19 protein-coding genes and 2 tRNA genes are annotated in these 20,951 nt (G+C 43.8%); 11 read left to right on the top strand and 10 right to left on the bottom strand.

All coding sequences use genetic code 11. From position 1 onward, the window contains the following. Positions 1–295 precede the first annotated feature (295 nt). Positions 296–2,950: a beta-N-acetylhexosaminidase gene (locus AB6D80_RS10000; RefSeq protein ID WP_372064335.1), complete on the bottom strand. Its 2,655-nt coding sequence runs from the start codon at positions 2,948–2,950 to the stop codon at positions 296–298. A gap of 404 nt (positions 2,951–3,354) precedes the next feature. On the opposite strand from AB6D80_RS10000, the gene AB6D80_RS09995 reads away from it, so the two are divergent. Both AB6D80_RS09995 and AB6D80_RS09990 read left to right on the top strand, forming a co-directional pair. Continuing rightward, positions 3,355–4,242 (top strand): TraB/GumN family protein, encoded by an 888-nt coding sequence (locus tag AB6D80_RS09995; RefSeq protein ID WP_371996731.1) that lies wholly within the window; start codon positions 3,355–3,357, stop codon positions 4,240–4,242. A 121-nt stretch (positions 4,243–4,363) separates the two neighbouring features. Then, positions 4,364–4,786, top strand: coding sequence for a hypothetical protein (locus tag AB6D80_RS09990; RefSeq protein WP_371707855.1), 423 nt, complete (start codon positions 4,364–4,366; stop codon positions 4,784–4,786). Between the two features lie 157 nt (positions 4,787–4,943). On the opposite strand, the gene AB6D80_RS09985 is transcribed toward AB6D80_RS09990, so the two are convergent. Beyond that, positions 4,944–5,020 (bottom strand) — tRNA-Pro (locus tag AB6D80_RS09985). 255 nt (positions 5,021–5,275) lie between these two features. On the opposite strand from AB6D80_RS09985, the gene AB6D80_RS09980 reads away from it, so the two are divergent. The 3 genes from AB6D80_RS09980 (at position 5,276) to rluF (ending at position 7,481) form a co-directional block, all read left to right on the top strand. Continuing rightward, entirely contained in the window at positions 5,276–5,416 is a 141-nt protein-coding gene (locus AB6D80_RS09980) for a DUF3149 domain-containing protein (protein ID WP_004736246.1), read from the top strand. Between the two features lie 167 nt (positions 5,417–5,583). Further along, positions 5,584–6,165: a DNA endonuclease SmrA gene (gene smrA, locus AB6D80_RS09975; protein WP_009848720.1), complete on the top strand. Its 582-nt coding sequence runs from the start codon at positions 5,584–5,586 to the stop codon at positions 6,163–6,165. A gap of 176 nt (positions 6,166–6,341) precedes the next feature. Further along, on the top strand, positions 6,342–7,481 hold the full coding sequence (gene rluF, locus AB6D80_RS09970) for a 23S rRNA pseudouridine(2604) synthase RluF (RefSeq protein ID WP_371708433.1): 1,140 nt from the start codon (positions 6,342–6,344) through the stop codon (positions 7,479–7,481). Positions 7,482–7,587: 106 nt separating this feature from the next. Here rluF and ybaK read toward each other — a convergent pair whose 3' ends face one another. The 8 genes from ybaK to hemA form a co-directional block, all read right to left on the bottom strand. Further along, positions 7,588–8,061, bottom strand: a complete 474-nt coding sequence (gene ybaK, locus AB6D80_RS09965) for a Cys-tRNA(Pro) deacylase (protein ID WP_017099628.1) — start codon at positions 8,059–8,061, stop codon at positions 7,588–7,590. 118 nt (positions 8,062–8,179) lie between these two features. Next, positions 8,180–9,841: a bifunctional UDP-sugar hydrolase/5'-nucleotidase UshA gene (ushA, locus tag AB6D80_RS09960; RefSeq protein WP_029223112.1), complete on the bottom strand. Its 1,662-nt coding sequence runs from the start codon at positions 9,839–9,841 to the stop codon at positions 8,180–8,182. A 531-nt stretch (positions 9,842–10,372) separates the two neighbouring features. Beyond that, positions 10,373–11,227, bottom strand: coding sequence for a 3-deoxy-8-phosphooctulonate synthase (kdsA, locus tag AB6D80_RS09955; protein WP_017103968.1), 855 nt, complete (start codon positions 11,225–11,227; stop codon positions 10,373–10,375). A gap of 22 nt (positions 11,228–11,249) precedes the next feature. Beyond that, complete coding sequence (locus AB6D80_RS09950) at positions 11,250–12,059, bottom strand: SirB1 family protein (protein ID WP_009848725.1); 810 nt, start codon at positions 12,057–12,059, stop codon at positions 11,250–11,252. A 27-nt stretch (positions 12,060–12,086) separates the two neighbouring features. Beyond that, the gene (locus AB6D80_RS09945; protein ID WP_009848726.1) at positions 12,087–12,470 is read right to left on the bottom strand and encodes a SirB2 family protein; all 384 of its coding nucleotides are present in this window, start codon (positions 12,468–12,470) and stop codon (positions 12,087–12,089) included. Positions 12,471–12,660: 190 nt separating this feature from the next. Beyond that, the gene (prmC, locus tag AB6D80_RS09940; RefSeq protein WP_372188417.1) at positions 12,661–13,533 is read right to left on the bottom strand and encodes a peptide chain release factor N(5)-glutamine methyltransferase; all 873 of its coding nucleotides are present in this window, start codon (positions 13,531–13,533) and stop codon (positions 12,661–12,663) included. A gap of 5 nt (positions 13,534–13,538) precedes the next feature. Further along, the gene (gene prfA / locus AB6D80_RS09935; protein WP_009848728.1) at positions 13,539–14,627 is read right to left on the bottom strand and encodes a peptide chain release factor 1; all 1,089 of its coding nucleotides are present in this window, start codon (positions 14,625–14,627) and stop codon (positions 13,539–13,541) included. Positions 14,628–14,655: 28 nt separating this feature from the next. Beyond that, on the bottom strand, positions 14,656–15,915 hold the full coding sequence (gene hemA, locus AB6D80_RS09930; protein ID WP_009848729.1) for a glutamyl-tRNA reductase: 1,260 nt from the start codon (positions 15,913–15,915) through the stop codon (positions 14,656–14,658). 160 nt (positions 15,916–16,075) lie between these two features. Between hemA and lolB the strand changes: the two genes are divergently transcribed. From lolB to AB6D80_RS09900, 6 genes are all read left to right on the top strand, one after another. Continuing rightward, on the top strand, positions 16,076–16,744 hold the full coding sequence (gene lolB / locus AB6D80_RS09925) for a lipoprotein insertase outer membrane protein LolB (protein WP_017099626.1): 669 nt from the start codon (positions 16,076–16,078) through the stop codon (positions 16,742–16,744). Then, positions 16,741–17,616: a 4-(cytidine 5'-diphospho)-2-C-methyl-D-erythritol kinase gene (ispE, locus tag AB6D80_RS09920; protein ID WP_371708435.1), complete on the top strand. Its 876-nt coding sequence runs from the start codon at positions 16,741–16,743 to the stop codon at positions 17,614–17,616. Before lolB ends, ispE begins: the two co-directional genes overlap by 4 nt. Before the next feature lie 27 nt (positions 17,617–17,643). Further along, positions 17,644–18,588: a ribose-phosphate pyrophosphokinase gene (locus tag AB6D80_RS09915; RefSeq protein WP_017106306.1), complete on the top strand. Its 945-nt coding sequence runs from the start codon at positions 17,644–17,646 to the stop codon at positions 18,586–18,588. Positions 18,589–18,778: 190 nt separating this feature from the next. Next, the gene (gene pth / locus AB6D80_RS09910) at positions 18,779–19,369 is read left to right on the top strand and encodes an aminoacyl-tRNA hydrolase (protein WP_010439162.1); all 591 of its coding nucleotides are present in this window, start codon (positions 18,779–18,781) and stop codon (positions 19,367–19,369) included. A gap of 10 nt (positions 19,370–19,379) precedes the next feature. After that, positions 19,380–20,471, top strand: coding sequence for a redox-regulated ATPase YchF (gene ychF, locus AB6D80_RS09905; protein ID WP_029223110.1), 1,092 nt, complete (start codon positions 19,380–19,382; stop codon positions 20,469–20,471). Between the two features lie 280 nt (positions 20,472–20,751). Beyond that, a tRNA-Met gene (locus tag AB6D80_RS09900) sits at positions 20,752–20,828 on the top strand. Positions 20,829–20,951: the final 123 nt, after the last annotated feature.

Here is a 20,951-nt window from a genome sequence, read left to right as displayed (position 1 = left end):
CAAAACGGATCAAGATCACGTTATTTCACGGCATAAAATTAGATTCAGTTGTTTCAATCACACCTGATTTATAGTTTTTTATGGCGGACTTATTTTTTGAAGAGAAGAATGAGAAGTGCGTCACTTTTGCGATGAAGCTCACCTTATGTACATTGTTGACGTTATAAACAAAGGTTATTTCTATATGTTTCAGTTTAAGGAATGTACCGAACTTAGTTTGGACGAAAAAAAAGCTCCCACTTTTATCTGAGTAAGATAATAGTTAGGGAGCTCATCTATTAATGTTGCTTATCGATTATTTCACCGAAGTCACTCGACTTACTTTCTCGCCACTTTCAGAGATAGAGCGGATGTAAGTTTCGCCTGAAACCGAAGGACGTTGTTGCTCATCATACGTTAGCCAGTTTTCACCATCCGCTGAGTATTGAAGCTCTACGCCAGGGAATTGAACGTTCATCGCTAGCTTGCCATCAACAACTTTTGCCCCCGGAACTGGTAGTCGGTAATCAATACCCGCTTTCTCAAGTTTAGCCAGTTCACGTTGACCAACAATATTCGCGAAGCGATTAAAGTCGTTGTTTAAAGACTGCTTATTTACTAAGTCAGTATCTTGAGAGTACTCAACGCCCACTTTGTAGTCGTTTTCCCAATCCGCTCTGTGCCATGCGCGCTCTGCTGCTGCAAGAACTCGTGGGAATACCATGTATTCATACTGCTCGTCAGTACGTACGGTTTCAGACCAAAGTTGCGCCGACAAACCGTAGAAAGGTTTTGCTTCAATCTCGCCTTTACCAGTGAAGCCATTGCCGTCACGGTCTAATGAGGTTTCCGCATTTTGTGGCATGTTTTCTGGTGCGAAACCGAACATCTTACGAGTATCCGTTGCACGCGTTGCCCAGTAGTAACCGCGCTCTGCTGCGTCTACTTCGTATGGCATATCCATGTATACGTAATCTGGGTTAGAGACAATCACGTCATAACCTTTCGCTGACCAATCGTACACTGATGAAGTTCCGCCCCAGTAAAGAACGTCCCAGAAGTTAACGCGAGTCGTTTCAGTCGCAAAACCAGCTTCACCCTCTTCCACATACTTCAAGCCATCTTGCCAAGCTTGGAAGTGAGGAATGCCTTTGTCTGCAACAATTTTTGATACTTCTTTTGCAAAGTAGCCAGGCAGGTGACCAAAATCACTCACTGAACCATCAGCAATCAAAGACTGACATTGTGGAGACTGTTGGAATGGCTTGTCTTGCTTGTCTAGCTCAATGTTACCTTTCCATACCACTTTGTCTTGAGCATCAACATCTTGAAAGCCTGCGCCTAGCTTGATGTTTTTCGCTTCATCACCACCAAAGTGCCAAGTCGTTAGCGGCATACCCGCTTCATTGTGCATTGCTGCAATTTCAGTAATCACTTTATCAACAAAGCGAGTCGATGATTCCATACATGGGTTGATGAAGCTGTGCTTATCGTAGAACTGAATAGTCGTCACGTTTGAAGTATCTTGTGGATCCATCAAGCGATATTCACTTGCTTCAGCTTCTTTGCCTTCCGCCATTAGGCGAGTGTAACGCGCTTCCATTGATACCACAGCAGAACGAGCGTGTGCTGGCATATCAATTTCTGGAATTACTTCGATGCTGCGCGCTTTTGCGTAGCTTAAGATCTCGACGTAATCCGCTTTACTAAAGAAACCAGAGCCAAAGTTGTCTGTTGTTGGACCTGAACCTAGCTGAGGCAGTAAACAGCTTTGCTCTTCCAAATCAAAACAACGATTAGACCCTACATCCGTTAGCTCTGGTAAACCTGGGATTTCTAAACGCCAACCTTCATCATCAGTTAAGTGAAGGTGAAGTTTATTCATCTTGTATGCAGCCATTTGATCTAGCGTCGCTAGGATGGCATCTTTTGAGTGAAAGTTTCGAGCAACATCCACCATCACACCACGGTAATCAAAGCGTGGTGCATCTTTGATCGACAGTTGTGGTAGTGATTCAGCGTTCTGACTGTCTATTAGGCCAAAAATAGACTGAACTGCGTAGAAAGCACCTGTTTTATCAAACGCTTTAATCGCAATCCCCTCTTCCGAGATGCTTAGTTCATAAGCGCCAGATTTTGCTAAATCACCCGTAAACTGAGTAGGAACAACGGCAACACTAACAGGTAGGTCGCCACTCACATCTACGTTTACCACATCTGCACGTTCTTCAATTGCAGCGAACTGCTCAGCATCGAATGCCTCTTTAGGTAGGGCGATACCACCAGCAATACTCACTGAACCTTCCCCCGCTTCTACCGACATTGGGGTTGGTAAAAGCGTTGTTGAAACGTCTTGCGTTGCTAGATCCGCATTCTTTTCGAAACGCGTAACCGCAGTCGCCATGACATTGTTGTCATCAGGTGTACGCTTAAGGTGGTTTCCTTCCAAACCTGTTACGAACGACGCGACATCTTCAGTATTCAATGAAGCAATCATCTTAGGTTCTGCGTTTGGCGCAGTTACGAATGCACCCGGCATAAAGTCAGTTTCAAACAGTTGCCAGTACTCAGTCGTTAACGGAAGAATCACTTCTTCACCAGCGGCAAAACCATCGAACTTATCTGTTGGTTCTAGTTTGTGTAGGTCACCTGTTACACGAGTGATTTTAAATTGTTCGTTATCAACATCTAAAATAAGGCGAATACTATGGAAGTAGATAGTCCAATCTTTCGAATCAATCGCTTCACCGTCATTGGTCAGAGTCATGTTCACTTTATTACATGACGCCCACTCAGCACCTAGGTCCTGACAAGCCATGCCTTCATTCGCACCGTGATTGGTTAGAATTTCATATTGCACATCAAGGTTATCAGCCAGTGCATTAACCACCTGTTGCTCAGGTGCTTGCGTTACAGCACAACCCGTCAAACCAGCCAGTACCGCTACAGATAGTAAGTTTCTCTTCAACATCGTATTCACCCATAAATTTAAAATTGAGTCAGAAGCAAAGTGGAGCGCTTCGAAAGTTAGATAAACTATATGGGCTTATTTTTTGCCGTGAATTAAATCAGGTTAATAAAGTGATCAGCTTCAAATCTCAAAAACACTGATAAAATTAATTATATTAAAATCATAAAGTTACAACCTACGGCACTTCCGTCATTTTTATTTTGACGTAAAAACTGAGAATTGAATCACAATCTTTTTAAAGGATTTCATAAAATCGTGTTGTTGGTAGGGAGAAAGGTTTAAGAGTTTATTCGTGTTGTTATACTTTTCGTACAAACAACGTGACATCGTTCTCAAAAAAAACCGTTAAAAAACGCCGTCAAAATCAATTTTAACGAGTTCATATCTTTTAATAGGAGCTTTCCTTGCGCACATTTTTGTACGTAACTTTATTCGTTCTCGCATTTTCAGCCAAACAAGCTGCGGCCGAGCCTCTTTATTGGCAAGCCAAAAAGGATGATCTGACGCTTACTATCTTAGGTTCTGTGCACGTTGGGGATAAAAGTATGTACCCACTTCCTTCGGCAATCACCGACGCGCTAAAAAACAGTGATGGCTTAGTTATCGAAACGGATATAAGAAAGACAGAGGGTGTCGTTTATCCGACGACCAAAGTGACCACCGCTGATGTATTAAACAAACAACAAAAACAATTATTAACCGACATATCAAAATCATTGGGTATGCCAACGCAACAACTGCTTAACTCACCGCCTTGGGCAACCTCTCTATCGATACAGATGCAGCAGTTAAAAAAACTTGGTTATGGCTCCGCCGGCGGCGTTGATGCGACGCTAGCTTACAAAGCGACTATCCAAGATGTTCCAGTTGTCAGCTTAGAACCGCTTCAATTCCAAATAGACCTGATGACAAAACAAAAGGACGACGGTAAGGAGTGGTTAGTCAGTAGCCTTGAAGAGTTTGACCAAACTGATCGTGTGGTTAATTGCTTAATCGAAAGCTGGAAAGCGGGTGATTTAGCGAAGCTGGAAGCTTTCGCAGAGCTGTCTGAGATGTCACCTGAACTAGAGAAAGCATTTTTAACCGATCGCAATATAGACTGGGCAAACAAACTATCCGCCAATGATTGGAAACTTGACTCGAAAGAGAGCTACTTAATTGTGGTTGGCGCCTTGCACCTAATAGGAGAAGGTAACTTATTGCAGTTGTTAGAAGAGAAAGGTTTCAATGTCACTCAACAATCACAAAGCCAACAGGCCCGGTGTCAATTTGAGACTAGTGACGACAACTAACTAAATTCGATACCATGACCTTCTCATAATATAACCATTACTTAATAACTGAATCATTACACTTAATCGCACCATAACGGTGTTATTATCTTTCGCTCTTTTTATATACGGTGTTGTTCTCATGAAACCAGTACTCTTTGCTTTACCTTTAGCCCTAGCGATCCTCACGCCTACGGTAGTGACGGCTAAAGAAACTTGTACCATCGAACAGTTTCAGGCGATAGACATTCAACCGGATACAAAAGGCGGTGTGTTAGATAAAGAAAGCGGCCAGTTTCTGATCACTGAGAAGCCACCGATGCGCTGTGCCAATATTACGTTCATTACATCGACGACACGCAACCGTATCGCGAGCCAAATGAATAGAAAATTTGAAGCGAGCTTTTACGATGGCCAAACGAGTAACTCTCACTCGGTGACGTTTAACGAAGATGAAATACAGGCGGGTTACATTCGAATTGGTCGAAATAACCCTGTTGAAGCGTATGTTTGCTTTGTTACTTCAGAGACGCCAATCAAGAACATCACGTGTGATGTGAAGTAAACAGATTTTCGGCTGGCTTATTGAGTCAATCCTTTCTCTATGCGGGATGTTTAGAACAACAAGAGATTTCCGACTCGCTCCTTCGTCGCTCTAGGGAATGACACATATACCAAAATGCAAAAAAGCCGTAGCATTTCTGCTACGGCCTTCTTTAATGTGGTCGGTGAAGAGGGATTCGAACCCCCGACCCTCTGGTCCCAAACCAGATGCGCTACCAAGCTGCGCTATTCACCGAGATATCTAACTGGCTGATTGCCTGTCGATGAAGCGTATAATACGGATTCTGAGTTTATCCGCAAGGGCTTTTTTCACTCTTTTTTACAATATCGAATCGTTCGAACAAAAGACGTACAAGTGAAATGCCAATGTGACGAAAAACACACAGTTACCAACAAGTATTTAACTTATGAAACAGGATTGATCCAGATCAGTGAATTGATAACACCAGTTAATACACTAACTCGTGTCATATAACTTTGAGGTATACACATGGACTTTTGGCTAGAACTCCTATTTGGTAATGCGGTGGGGCTATCTTCAATGATAGTAATATTCGGGGCTCTGGGTCTCATGATGTTCTATGGAGGCTTCTTCATCTACAAAGTTATGACTGAAAAATCTCCTCACTAGAATCGCTCAGCCTAAATCATCTACTTTTAAGTATCATTTTCTTTAGGTAGATGTAAAAACGCTTTGCACCGGAGCCGACTTATTGTCTTCTCCGGTTTTTTCATTTTTAAACCCGGCCTCAACTTAGGTATACTTACCTTATCCTTATCCAACTTGAGATACACACTATGTCTCATGATGACGACTTAGATCTATTCCAAGAAATGATGGGCGATGTTAAACGTATCGACCATGACACCGCCGAACACCAGAAAGTACACCGAGTCACAGAATCTCACCTTGCTAAGCGTGAAGCCGCTATGTGGCTGTCTGACGACGAGAAAGACTACTTATCATTAGACTACTCTCCAATGATCAAACCTGACGATGTCATTGCTTATAAAAAAGATGGCGTACAAGAAGGCGTATACAAAAAGCTGCGCTTGGGCAAGTATCCAATTCAAGCCAAACTCGACCTTCACAGGAAAACACTGAAAGACGCTCGTAACGAAGTACTCTCATTTTTACGCCAGTGTTTAAGAATGGATGTTCGCACCGTTATCATTGTCCACGGTAAAGGTGAGCGTTCGAATCCACCAGCAATGATGAAAAGCTACGTGGCAAATTGGCTAACACAAATTAACGATGTTCAATGTGTTCATTCAGCTCAGCAATTTCACGGTGGTACAGGTGCGGTCTATGTCATGCTCAGAAAGAGTAATGACAAAAAGCTAGAAAACAGAGAGCGCCATCAAAAGCGCAGCAGTTGATAAGTTGAGATAGATAAGTAAGCTAATAGCGGTCTTGCATCAAGAGCGATATTTCGTGCCTAGACTCACACCAAGTGCTAAAATTGCCTCAGTTAACGAATCCCAACTCAAAGCAACTATTCAGAGGTTGCTTTTTGTTTATCTATATTTCCGTTGTGAAACGCTAAGAGAATATCATGTCACAAGAATCCCAAGCTAAACGCCTTAATAAATACATCAGTGAAACTGGTTTTTGCTCACGCCGCGAAGCCGACAAACTCATTGATGCTGGCCGAGTTACTATTAACGGTAAGATCCCTGAAATGGGCACTAAAGTCTTGCCTGGTGATGATGTTGAGATCGACAATAAACCTGTTCGTTCAAGAGAAAAGCCGATCTACATTGCTCTTAATAAACCAACAGGTATCACCTGTACTACTGAGCGTGATATTCCAGGCAACATCGTCGACTTTATAGGTCACCACAAGCGTATATTCCCTATTGGTCGTCTAGATAAGCCTTCTGATGGTCTTATCTTCTTGACCAACGACGGCGATATCGTAAACAAAATCCTACGTGCAGGTAACAACCACGAAAAAGAATACGTGGTTCGTGTAGATAAACCTATTACGACTGAGTTCTTGAAGCAAATGGGCGCTGGCGTTCATATTCTCGACACTGTTACCTTGCCATGTAAGGTAGAGAAAGAGACCAAGTTCTCGTTTCGCATCACATTAACGCAAGGCCTTAACCGTCAGATTCGCCGTATGTGTGAAGCTCTCGGATATGAAGTATTTAAGCTTCGCCGTGTTCGTATTATGAACATCTCATTAGACGGCATTCCTAACGGAAAATGGCGCTACCTGAGCGACGAAGAGATTACTGAAATCTTGGCAATGTGTGAAGGCTCAGTAAGTACTGAAGATGCGTCAAAAATGAACGCGAAAGGTCAACGCATTCGTAAAGCGACTGACGCGAAACTTTTTGATAGCCGTGAAGAGAACCAAACTTCAACTGCGCGCCGTAATCAAAACGAGAACCGTGCTCGCACTTACCGCGGTAACAATGCGGATGAATTCCGTCATGCGCCTAACTCAAAGCGTGGCCGTAACTCATCGAACGGTGAAAGCAGTGGCGGTGGCAATACCGAGAACTGGAAATCAAACTCTCGTTCAGAGCGTTCTAATTCAGATAAAAACCGTTCGGATCGCAATCGCACAGATCGCGACAATAACGAACGTAGAAGCGGTAAACCGACAAACCGCAGTCAAGATTCAAACAGACCGAACAAGCCTGCACCGAAACGTGTTGGTGGTACTTTAGGTTTGAAAAAGTAGTCAGAACCCTTTCAAACGGGACTGTCGATAAAGAAACGCCCGCTAGATTAGTCTAGCGGGCGTTTTATTTATGATCATGTACGTTTATCGTTATGGAGAGCACAAGCTACAGGCATAGTTCAGCAAACTGACCACGCGTAAGTAGTACTAAGTCTTTCGGGTCTAGCTCGATCTCTAACCCTCTCTTCCCTGCACTCACACATATCGTTTCAAAATCGGTAGCGCTGGAATGAACAAAGGTAGGCAATGCTTTTTTCTGACCAAGAGGACTGATTCCTCCCACCACATAACCTGTCGTTTTCTGAGCAATATCTGGATCAGCCATCTCTGCTTTTTTACCTTTCGCTGCTTTAGCTGCAAGCTTAAGGTTTAACTTCTGGTCAACAGGAATAACAGCTACCGCCAAATCTTTCGCCACACCATTCAAGCTGAACAACAGCGTTTTGAATACACGTTTGGGATCTTGACCAAGCGCTTCGACAGCCTCTAATCCATAATTCGTGTTATTTGTATCATGATGATACTGATGCACACTGTGAGCGATTTTCTTTTTCTTGGCGAGATTGATTGCAGGGGTCATAACAAATCCAAACGATAGATAAACAAAAAGCGACGCCGAGGCGTCGCTTTAGTTAAATTTATCATGGTGCTAGAGTCAATCTAATTTAGCACCTAATGATTCAATTAACTGGGTTCAATTACTTGTAAACCATTTGACCTGAAGGCGCATACTTGTTCACATCAACAGGGCTGTTTGCTTCTAGGTACTCTTTTAGTACTTCAGCGTCAACAAAACCTGTGTTCACAAAGCCAGGGTGATCAGACAGTTTAGGGTAACCGTCACCGCCAGCAGCGTTAAAGCTTGGTACCGTAAAGCGGTATGTTTCATCTAAACGAAGCTGCTTGCCACCGATGAAGACATTCGATACTTCACCGTCAGCGACAGTCATAGAAATACCTGCAAACTGTGCATAAGCACCTGAATCAACAGGTTTAGTCGCCACTACGTTTAGGTAATCTAGAACTTCTTTACCAGTCATATCAGTGTAAGTCAGGATGTTTGCAAAAGGCTGTACTGTCAGTACATCTTTGTACGTCACATCGCCGGCTTCAATTGAGTCACGAACGCCGCCGGAGTTCATCACAGCGAAGTCTGCTTTTGCACGCTCCATGTGAGAAGTCGCAATCAAACGACCCAGGTTAGTTTGTTGGAAGCGAACTACGTTGCGGTCACCTTCAAGCTTGCCATTTGTCTCAGCGATTTGAACTTCTAACTGAGCTTGGCCCTGTTCTTGGAAAGGACGTAGGAATTCAAGCAGCTCTGGATCTTGTGCGATTTCATCTTGAATAAGAACGCGTTGCTTCTTGCCGTCAATCTTAACTTTCTTCTTAAGGTTAACGGGAACCAAGTCGTAGCTCACCATCTCTAGTTCGCCGTTACGGAATTCGTAATCAGCACGGCCTACGTACTTGCCCCACTCGTGAGCTTGAACGATGTAAGTACCGTTTTGAACGTCTGGTTTACACTCATCACCCGGCTTGAAGTTTTGCTTCGCAACGTTAGGGCCTTCCATACATACAGGCTCTTGAGAGTGACCACCAACGATCATATCTAGATCGCCTTCATTTAGGTAACGAGCTAGTGCTACATCACCCGGAGCATTAACACCACGCTGACCATTTTCGTAGTGACCCATGTGAGTCACAGCGAAGATTAGGTCTGGTTTTTCTGTTTCTTTAAGTTCAGCGATCAGTTTCTTCGCTTCTTCTTTAGGATCACGAAAATCGATACCAGCAATAAATTCTGGGTTACCAATTTTCGCAGTATCTTCAGTCGTTAGACCGATAACAGCAATCTTGATACCTTGCTTTTCAAACATCTCGTAAGCTTGGAATTTACGCTCGCCTGTCGCTTTGTCGTAGATGTTTGCAGATAGCATTGGGAAGTTTGCCCAGTCGATCTGTTTTTGCAGTACGTCTAGTGAGTTATCGAACTCGTGGTTACCTAATGCCATTGCATCGTAACCAATTTTATTCATACCTTTAAAATCAGGTTCTGCATCCTGAAGGTCTGACTCTGGTACACCAGTGTTGATGTCACCGCCAGATAGAAGCAACACGCTACCGCCTTCTGCTTCAACTTCTGCACGAAGTTGGTCAACAAGCGTTTTACGTGCAGACATGCCGTATTCGCCGTATTTGTTCTGCCAAAAACGACCATGGTTGTCGTTCGTATGCAGGATAGTTAGCTTATAAGTTTCGTCTTGGTTCCAATCATGAGCTGATTGAGACGCACATCCAGCCAAAGTAGCTAGGATTGCAGCACTTAGTGCTGTCTTTAGAATAAGGCGTTGCTTCATTGTCATACCTTTGAACTTTTTAGGGGAATCCACTGCTTTCTATAATCCATTGCGACTCCTTGTCTGGAGTTCGAACAATAAGACTTCAACATGACTAATCTTAAATTAACATTCTAAATGTAACACGACGATTTCATATTTATGTCGAATTGGTCACGCATAGATCAACAGTTAAGTGTAACAAAATTATGAGATTACACTCAAACTTCCCCTGCATCACAGGCAATCGTTTACTTATAAAGTGTGATGAACGTCAGCAATTCACTACAAACAGGACAGACCTCACACACCTATACCGCTTTCTTAGGGAATCAGAGGCTCTGTTAACAAGGATTTAATCGCCTATCGTAGATTGACGCACTGCAAAACAAGTTCGTGAACAACCAGACAGCTTAGTCATAGCCCAAATAGGCCGAGGCTTCGGTGAACTAAACGGATGTTCCATTAAAAAACGCCCAACTCTAAGAGTTGGGCGTTTGTCTATTACAATCAAATAACGAGTTAATACTAGTGACTTAACATCAGATAAAACTATTTGATTTCGATGTGCTCGAAGCCTTTGATAAGGTCATCAAGTGCTTTCATCTGCTTCAAGAACGGCTCTAGCTTATCTAGTGGTAACGCTGATGGGCCATCACAACGCGCTTGATCTGGGTTCGGGTGTGCCTCAAGGAATAGACCAGCAATTCCAGTAGCAATACCCGCTTTAGCAAGCTCAACAGTTTGCTCACGACGACCGCCAGATGCAGCACCTGAAGGGTCACGCATTTGAAGCGCGTGAGTCACATCAAAGATGATTGGGCTGCCGTTTGATGATTTTTTCATTACACCAAAACCAAGCATATCAACAACTAAGTTGTCATACCCCATGCAAGAACCACGTTCACAAAGAATGATGTTGTCGTTGCCGCACTCAGCAAACTTATCAACGATATTACCCACTTGATCTGGGCTCATGAACTGAGGCTTCTTCACATTGATTACCGCGCCAGTCTTAGCCATCGCTTCAACAAGGTCGGTTTGACGAGCTAGGAACGCTGGAAGTTGGATTACATCAACCACATCAGCAACAGGCTGAGCTTGTGCTTCTGTGTGGATATCCGTAATGATCTTCACGCCAAAAGTATCTTTCAGCTCTTGGAAAATTTTAAGACCTTCTTCCATGCCAGGACCACGGTATGAGTGAACTGAGCTGCGGTTTGCTTTATCGAAAGACGCCTTAAATACGTAAGGGATGCCCAACTTCTCTGTGACTTTCACGTAGTGCTCACAGATCTGCATAGCTAGATCGCGAGATTCAAGAACGTTCATGCCTGCAAATAGCGTAAATGGCTTGTCGTTAGCAATTGGCATGTCACCAATGTGAACTGTTTTCTGTTCCATCATATTCTCTCTAAATAATTATTAATTAGTGAACAACCACTGTCTTTTCGTTCATGACGTTCACTTGAGATTTCAGTAACTCAGATGCAGGGTCATCTGGGCATTGGTCGATAAAATATTGATAATCCGTAGCAGCGACCTGATGACAGTCTAGCTGCTGATAAATAAAGCCGCGGTCGCGGATTTCATACGGATCATCCGGCACAAACGTTAACGCAAGGTCGGTACACTTCAATGCAAGCGTATAACGCTCTTCTCGCAGCAATGCACTCTTAAGTAACGCTAGCCACTTACCAATAATCGTTGGGTGGTCAGCAACTTCTAAGTGTTCAGCCTTCACCTTAGCTAGTGGGCCATCATGCCCAATAAGCCATGCTCGTAAAGTTTGCACGCCAACGTACTCGCCGTTGTACGGGTTAATGTATACAGCAGCTTGCCCGAACCAACTCACTTTAAGTAAGAATTGAGTTGGGAAAGATACGCCTTCAACAGGGAAGCCTAACTTGCGACCTAGATACAGAAAGATCGCACCAAGACTCACTGGAATGCCTTTTTTTCTCTCAAGTACTTTATCGATAAATGCGTTTTCCGAAGAAAAATACGCATCTTTATCCCCAGCAAAACCCCACTCATAAAAGAATAGTCGAATAAAGGATTCAAACTTCTGCTGTTCATCCGTTTCGTTAACCAAAGCAAACTCGGCGTCTTTTAACAATCTCGCCAACTCTTGTTCTGCCCAACTGTCTTGAGTTTCTGGGTTAATCGCTTTATTTAAGATCAATGCACCTTCAGCTAACTCTAGCTGGTCAAAGTCTTCATCAAAAAATTCGTACATAGGTAGTTAACCGAAATAAGGAGATAATTAACCGAAAAATGTTGGTGTCTTCGTCATTGCAATTTTACCTGCCATCGCTAACCAGCCAAGCGCACCAAAGAAAGAGAACACTCTCAGTAGCTTGTTTTTACCTAGCTTAAGCGCAAAGAAGCCCAATGCGATGTAAGCCATAACACAGGTTAGTTTTTCGGTTAACCAGGGTGCTGCTGGTGTAAATGGAATAAAGCCAGTGATAAAAATCAAACCAATACCCGAAAGCAACAGCAACGAGTCATTGATATGAGGGAAACGCTGTAAGAAAGGATGCTTAAGCTTCGGTGAGTTAGCCATCATAAGAGCGAAACGAATCGAAAGAAGCAGTGCGCTTATAGCAATCGTTAATAGGTGAAAATGTTTTAAACCTTCGTACATGGTATTCCTTTATATTTTTATATGTCTTTCGTTAACACGAGCCACACAATACCCGTTAATGCTCTGTAATTCTGCGTAAAATCTCTGTATTTCTGCGTTAAATGCATTATCAAGTTAAGTGTATTTTCGAGTTAAAGGTATCAATTTAGCAAGTTAATCATCTATTGCTCACAAGATGATTAACAGCAACCTATGAACAGTAACGACCCAATGTCACTCGGTCATTACCACCGTAATCTTTCTCTGTCACAACATCGAGATATCCGAGCGCCTGCATAATCTCACGTACAGCTAAACCTTGGTCGTAACCGTGTTCAAACGCTAACCAACCTTCGTTTTCTAAAAAGCCACGTGCGTTTTCAGAGATGTATCGAATATCCGCGAGCCCTTTCTCTTCAGCAACTAACGCTGTGATCGGTTCAAAACGCACATCACCTTGAGATAAATGAGGGTCATTCTTCTCAATGTAAGGTGGGTTAGAGACAATCAACGAGAACTTTACAGCTTCTTTTTCAGAGTTAGCTAGGTTCAAAGGCTCAAACCAACTGCCGTGTAAAAAGGTGGCGTTGGTGATATTCAAGCATCGTGCGTTTTCTGTCGCAAGTTGCTGCGCTTCCGGACGAAGATCAATACCCGTCACTGGTCGGTTCGGCATCTCAGAGGCCAATGCCAAAGCAATCGCACCTGTACCCGTTCCTAAATCGAGAATCCCACCTTGCTTGCCATACGTTTTGTCTAACGCCACTTCAACCAAACGTTCCGTATCTGGACGCGGGATTAAAGTAGAAGGAGAGACTTTTAACGGCAGCGACCAAAACTCACGTTCACCAACAATATAAGCCACAGGCTCACCGGTTAAGCGACGTTTTAGAAGGGTATGGAATTCGGATTCTTGTTCTGAAGTGAGATGCTTCTCAGGCCAAGTCAGTAGGTAAGATCTTGGTTTATCTAAGGCGTGGCAAAGCAGTACCGCAGCATCAATCGAGGGCGATGTGTTATCGCCCTCTTGAAGCTGTACGATTGCTGACTTTAAAGCACTTTCAACCGTATATGCTGACTGCATAGTAATTAGTTGTGCTCAGCAAGTGCTGCTAGTTGATCGGCTTGGTGCTCTTGTAGAACAGGATCAAGCAGGCTTTGCATATCACCTTCCAGAACTTCGTTCAGGCGGTAGATAGTTAAGTTGATGCGGTGATCAGAAACACGGCCTTGAGGGTAGTTGTACGTACGAATACGGTCACTACGGTCACCAGAACCTAATAGGTTACGACGTGTATCTGAAATCGCAGCAGCACGACGCTCTTCTTCAGCTTGAACGATACGAGCCGCAAGAACAGCCATCGCTTTCGCTTTGTTTTTATGCTGAGAACGCTCGTCTTGACACTCTACTACTGTACCTGTTGGTAAGTGAGTAATACGGATTGCTGAATCCGTGGTGTTAACGTGCTGACCACCCGCGCCAGATGCACGGAAAGTATCAATCTTAAGGTCGCCAGCTTTGATCTCTGGCAGATCTGCTTCTGGAATCTCAGGCATAACCGCAACGGTACATGCAGACGTATGAACACGACCTTGTGATTCAGTCTCAGGTACACGTTGTACACGGTGACCACCAGACTCGAACTTCATTGTGCCATAAACAGCATCGCCACTGATTTTAGCGATCATCTCTTTAAAGCCGCCCTGCTCTGAAACATTGCTGCTCATCACTTCGACGCGCCAGCCTTTTTTCTCGGCAAACTTAGAGTACATACGGAAAAGGTTACCCGCAAAGATACCCGCTTCATCACCACCTGCGCCGGCACGAATCTCTAAGAAACAGTTACGCTCATCGTTTGGATCTTTTGGAATCAGAAGAATTTGCAGCTCATCAGTCAGACGTTCAATGTTCGCTTTCGCATCTTTGATTTCTTCTTGAGCCATTTCACGCATTTCTGCGTCGTCTTCATTTGCCATCTCTTCAGCAGCTTCTAAATCTTCTTGAGCTTGCTGGTATGATTTAAAGCACCCCGTCACCTCTTCTAATTGAGAATACTCTTTTGACAAGGCACGGAATTTATCTTGATTCCCAAGTACATCGGGATCACCAAGTAGATGTTGAACTTCTTCATAGCGTTCAACAAGTGTTTCAAGCTTTATTAGAATCGAGGCTTTCATAATGTCTTATTCTGTTGGAGGTCGAATATTATTGAGGGTTTTCTAAGCCCAAACTCTGTCTAATGACCGTTAATTTTGCAGGTTCTCCTTGCTCTGCTGCACTTTGGAGCGCACGCGTTGGAGCATGGATCAATTTGTTTGTGAGCTTGTTACTTAGCTCAAGTAAAACTTTTTCAGGGTCACCGCCAGCGGCAAGTGATTGTAAACTCTTACTTAATAATTCTTCTCGGATTTCATTGGCCGATTTGCGATAGTCACGAATACTGTCTACCGCTTGCAGTGAGCGCATCCAACTCATGAATGCTGCACTTTCTTCACTAACGATCGCTTCCGCTTGGATAGCTTCCACTTTACGTTGTTCAATGTTGCCATCAACAATCGACTGCAGATCATCAACGGAATATAGGTAAGCATCATTCAGATCGCCTACCTGAGACTCAACATCGCGGGGCACTGCAATATCAACCAACAACATCGGTTGATGTTTTCTTGTCTTAAGTGCGGTCTCAACCATGCCCTTCCCAATAATAGGCAGTGGACTAGCGGTTGAGCTGATCACGATATCCGCTCGATGCAGGTGATCGGGGATTTCATTGAGGCTAATCACTTCAGCACCAAACTCTTCAGCTAGCCCTAAAGCACGCTCACGAGTTCGGTTGGCCACAATCATCTTGGTGCAACCATTCGCTGAAAGGTGTTTTGCCACCAATTCAATCGTCTCACCCGCACCTACCAATAACACCGTTGATTCAGCAATCGACTCAAAGATGTGTTTGGCTAATGTGCAAGCTGCGTAAGCAACTGAAACCGCGCTTCCGCCAATTTCAGTTTCAGTTCGAACACGCTTAGCGACAGAAAATGATTTCTGAAACAGTTTTTCCATTGAAGCATCAACAGATTTGTTATCTCGAGAGTCTGTATAAGCTTGCTTCACCTGACCTAAAATCTGTGGTTCACCCAACACCAGAGAGTCCAAACCACAGGCAACGCGCATTAAGTGCTTAATCGCGGCCTGCTCTTCATGGATGTAGATGCTCGGTTTTAATTCTTCAGGGCTAACTTGATGAAATACAGACAGCCAATCGATCAACTTGTTTTTTGCCACGCCTTTGACGTCACAATACACTTCAGTTCGATTACAGGTAGAAAGTATGACACTTCCATTTACGTGTGCATTTGCGTTAAGTTGCTTAAGTGCCTCAGATAATTTATCTGGACCAAAAGCGACTTTTTCTCGCAATTCAACCGACGCTGTATTGTGATTGATACCTACGGCAAGCAAAGACATGTATCAGAAGTTCTCGATCAGGGAATGGAAACAAGGGGCGAATTTTACTTGATGCATGGCTCTATTTAAAGAGCAAGCGGGATTTGTTTTCCTGAGTTCGTGAATTCAATGCTATAGTTGAGACGTTTTTTAGATAAATTTGAACAAGTTGTGAGCAAATATGAGCAAGCTTCGAAAAATCACGTCTCTTATTTTTTTGACCATCATTATGGTGGGTTGCTCGTCTATCCCAGAACAACCGACCAGCGTTGAGTGGCAAAGTCACCAAAACAGGCTTTTACAGATAGAAAACTATCAAGCTTCAGGCAAGCTCGCTTACATTTCTCCAGAGCAACGCCAAAGCCTAAACTTCATATGGAAGCACTCCCCAAATCAAAGCCAATTAAGACTGACCACTTTCCTTGGTCAAACCGCCTTGAACCTTACAATTGACAGTTTGGGTGCAAAAGTCGTGACTTACGATGATCAAGTATTCACCCATGCAAGTGCATCTGTATTGGTAGAGCAACTTACTGGATTGCAGATCCCCATTGATCACCTACCACAATGGTTTCTTGGCATTCCCGACCAAGCAGATAGCTACCAACTCAACAGCACTAACACGCTTGAATCTCTGTCTAAACAAGTCAGCAGCCAATTGTGGACTCTGAATTTTGCTAACTATCGCAATACAGAGATGCCGAGTACACTATTATCTGGTGAAGACAGCAAGAACTCTAGTGAAGACAGCACGAACGTAGAGACAATCCCACTCCCTACTCGATTGTCATTCAAGCAAGACGAGAACAAAATCAACATTGTAGTTTCGAAGTGGACACTGAAAAAATGATAACAACGCCAACGCACTGGCCTTCGCCAGCTAAGCTGAATTTATTTCTCTATATCACTGGCCAACGCGACAATGGCTATCACGAACTTCAGACCCTATTTCAGTTTGTCGACTTTGGCGATGAACTTACGGTTACCGCAAACCGAGAAACAAGCTCGATAACCATCACACCTGAAATTCCAGGCGTTGAGACAGAAGATAACCTGATTTGGAAAGCCGCAACTGCCCTTCAACAATATACATCGACAACTTTCGGTGCGGATATTCAGTTAAAGAAAGTGCTTCCTATGGGAGGTGGCATTGGCGGAGGCTCTTCAAATGCCGCAACCGTGTTGGTCGCGCTCAACCATTTATGGCAACTCAACCTGTCTGATGACCAGTTAGCTGAGATTGGCTTAAAGCTTGGTGCAGACGTTCCGGTCTTCGTTCGAGGCCACGCCGCCTTTGCTGAAGGTGTTGGTGAACAATTACAACCCGCTAATCCGGATGAGAAATGGTATCTCGTTGTTAAACCTCAAGTGAGCATAGCAACTGTAGACATATTCACACATTCAGAATTAACTCGAAATACGCCGAAGCGAGCACTATCAACGCTTCTAGAGCAAGAATACGTAAACGATTGCGAAAAAATTGTGCGAATGCTGTACCCAGAGGTTGATAAGCAACTTTCATGGCTGCTACAATACGCGCCGTCGAGATTGACTGGTACGGGTTCATGCGTTTTTGCTGAATTTAGCAGCAAAAAAGAAGCCGAATCAGTGCTAGAGCAACTGCCTGACACAGTTTCCGCGTTTGTCGCGAGAGGACGAAACATTTCGCCTTTAAAAGAAACTTTGGCTGAATACCAATCAGCCCACCCACAATCTATTTAAAACTGGACGCAACCCGAGGTTTCCACCGTGCCTGATATGAAGCTATTTGCTGGTAACGCAACACCTGAACTAGCCCAACGTATTGCTGATCGTCTATACATCTCTCTTGGAGATGCTACTGTAGACCGTTTTTCTGATGGCGAAGTCGCTGTACAAATCAATGAAAACGTTCGTGGTAGCGATGTATTCCTGATTCAATCAACTTGTGCACCAACCAATGACAACCTTATGGAATTGGTGGTAATGATTGACGCAATGCGCCGTGCTTCTGCTGGCCGTATTACTGCTGTAATCCCTTACTTCGGTTATGCCCGTCAAGATCGTCGTGTACGTTCTGCTCGTGTGCCTATTACTGCAAAAGTTGTTGCAGATTTCCTTTCTAACGTTGGTGTTGACCGCGTTTTGACTATCGACCTACACGCAGAGCAAATCCAAGGCTTCTTCGATGTACCTGTTGATAACATTTTCGGCACTCCAGTTCTTCTAGAAGACATGGCTAACCGTGGCCTAGAAAACCCAGTTGTGGTTTCTCCAGACCTTGGTGGTGTTGTACGTGCTCGTGCTACAGCTAAAGCGCTAGGTGATGTTGACATCGCTATCGTTGATAAGCGTCGTCCACGTGCTAACGTTTCTGAAGTAATGAACCTAATCGGTGATGTTGAAGGTCGTGACTGTGTTATCGTTGATGACATGATCGATACTGGTGGCACACTATGTAAAGCAGCTGAAGCGCTTAAAGAGCGCGGTGCTAAGCGTGTATTCGCTTACGCAACTCACGCTGTATTCTCTGGTACTGCTGCAGACAACATCCGCAATTCAGTTCTAGACCAAGTTATTGTTACTGATTCAATCAAGCTTTCTCCAGAAATGGCCGCGACAGGTAAAGTGACTGAGCTAAGCCTTTCTCGCATGCTTGCTGAAGCGATTCGTCGTATCAGCAACGAAGAGTCTATCTCTGCGATGTTCAACTAATCAAAGCTCTATAGCTTTGCTTTAGCAGAACAATCTGAAAAAGATATTAAGCACTTCATTCGATGAAGTGCTTTTTTTATATCTAACGACCACAGTTTGAATCATTGAGTTGCTATCAGCTAGCTCGCACCTTTTTCATAAACTGTGATATCATACGGCGCTTTTTGAAATCCCAAGAGAGATCCATACCTTGAGCCAACAAATAAAACTTCTCGTTGGACTGGCTAATCCAGGTCCAGAATACGCCAAAACTCGCCACAATGCGGGTGCTTGGGTAGTTGAAGAATTAGCACGTGTACACAACGTGACACTGAAGAACGAACCAAAGTTCTTTGGCCTAACGGGTCGTATCATGGTTCATGGTGAAGATCTTCGTTTGCTGATCCCAACGACTTTTATGAACTTGTCAGGCAAAGCTGTTGCTGCCTTAGCAAAGTTCTACCAAATTAAACCAGAAGAGATCATGGTCGCTCACGATGAGTTAGATCTTCCTCCAGGTATTGGAAAGTTTAAAAAAGGTGGTGGTCATGGTGGACATAATGGTCTGAAAGACATCATCAGCAAACAGGGTAACAATAAAGAATTCTATCGTCTTAGATTAGGCATTGGCCATCCAGGACACAAAGATAAAGTTGCAGGTTATGTATTAGGCAAAGCTCCTGCGAAAGAGCAAGAGTGTATCGAGGCTGTCGTTGACGAATCGGTTCGTAGCCTAGACATCTTATTGAAAGATGGCCTACCAAAAGCACAAAATCGCTTACATACGTTCAAAGCAGAATAAGGTTTATATCATGGGTTTTAAATGTGGCATCGTTGGTCTACCAAACGTTGGTAAGTCAACTCTGTTTAACGCGCTGACTAAAGCAGGCATCGAAGCAGCAAACTTTCCATTTTGTACGATCGAACCAAACACAGGTATCGTTCCGGTTCCAGATCTACGCTTAGATGCATTAGCAAAAATTGTTAATCCACAGAAGATCCTTCCAACGACAATGGAATTCGTAGATATCGCAGGCCTAGTTGCTGGCGCATCTAAAGGCGAAGGTCTAGGTAACAAGTTCCTAGCTAACATCCGCGAAACTGATGCTATCGGTCACGTTGTACGCTGCTTTGAAAACGAAAACATCGTTCACGTTTCAGGCAAAGTATCACCTATCGAAGATATCGAAGTGATCAACCTTGAGCTTGCTCTTGCCGATCTAGATAGCTGTGAACGTGCAATATTCCGCAATGCTAAAAAAGCAAAAGGCGGCGATAAAGACGCTAAATTCGAAACTACGGTTCTTGAAAAGCTACTACCTATCCTGACTGAAGGTGGTATGGCTCGTACTGTTGAACTTGCTAAAGAAGAAGTAGCGGCGATCGACTACCTTAACTTCCTAACGCTTAAGCCAACAATGTACATCGCAAACGTTGCTGAAGATGGTTTTGAAAACAACCCTTACCTAGACGCAGTTCGTGAGTACGCAGAAAAAGAGAACAACGTTGTTGTTGCTGTTTGTGCTGCAATCGAATCTGAGCTTTCTGAACTTGACGATGAAGATCGTGAAGAGTTCCTTGCAGACATGGGTATCGAAGAACCAGGCCTTAACCGAGTGATCCGCTCTGGTTACGAACTACTTACTCTTCAGACTTACTTCACTGCAGGTGTTAAAGAAGTTCGCGCTTGGACGATCCCTGTAGGTGCGACTGCGCCACAAGCTGCAGGCAAGATCCACACCGACTTCGAAAAAGGATTCATCCGTGCAGAAGTAGTTGGTTACGAACATTTCATCGAATTTGGCGGTGAAAGCGGAGCAAAAGATGCAGGTAAATGGCGTCTTGAAGGCAAAGAATACATCGTTAAAGACGGTGATGTTGTTCACTTCCGTTTCAACGTTTAATTACCGATAAACATCTAATAAAAGGCCAGCGAATTCACTGGCCTTTTTCGTTTTCGCTCTTTCTAAAGAGCTTCTTATCCAAAACTTAACTTCCTATATATATCGGCATTTGAACCTATTTCTTGCTGACAAATACGCCTCTTTGACTAAAAAGAAACCGAACAGATGTTTATTCGTGATTTATTCAAAAAAAAAGTTGACGGGTTTCACTCAACTCCGCATAATGCGCCCCGTTCACAACGAAGCGGCAACGTCTCGAAATGAGCAACAATTTGGAAATGGCTACTTAGCTCAGTTGGTTAGAGCACATCACTCATAATGATGGGGTCGCAGGTTCGAATCCCGCAGTAGCCACCATTTCCTAAGCACTCTGTTTGTTATTAAACATATGTTTCTTTACAGTAAAGAGTTTTTAGGAAAGTAAAGCGGTCGTGGCGGAATTGGTAGACGCACCAGATTTAGGTTCTGGCGCCGAGAGGT

Origin of the sequence: Vibrio sp. 10N.247.310.17 (assembly GCF_041466605.1) — a bacterium.
GTDB lineage: Bacteria > Pseudomonadota > Gammaproteobacteria > Enterobacterales > Vibrionaceae > Vibrio > Vibrio tasmaniensis_A.
The sequence above is the reverse complement of the archived record's forward strand: the minus strand, read 5'-3'. Positions and strand labels throughout refer to the sequence as shown.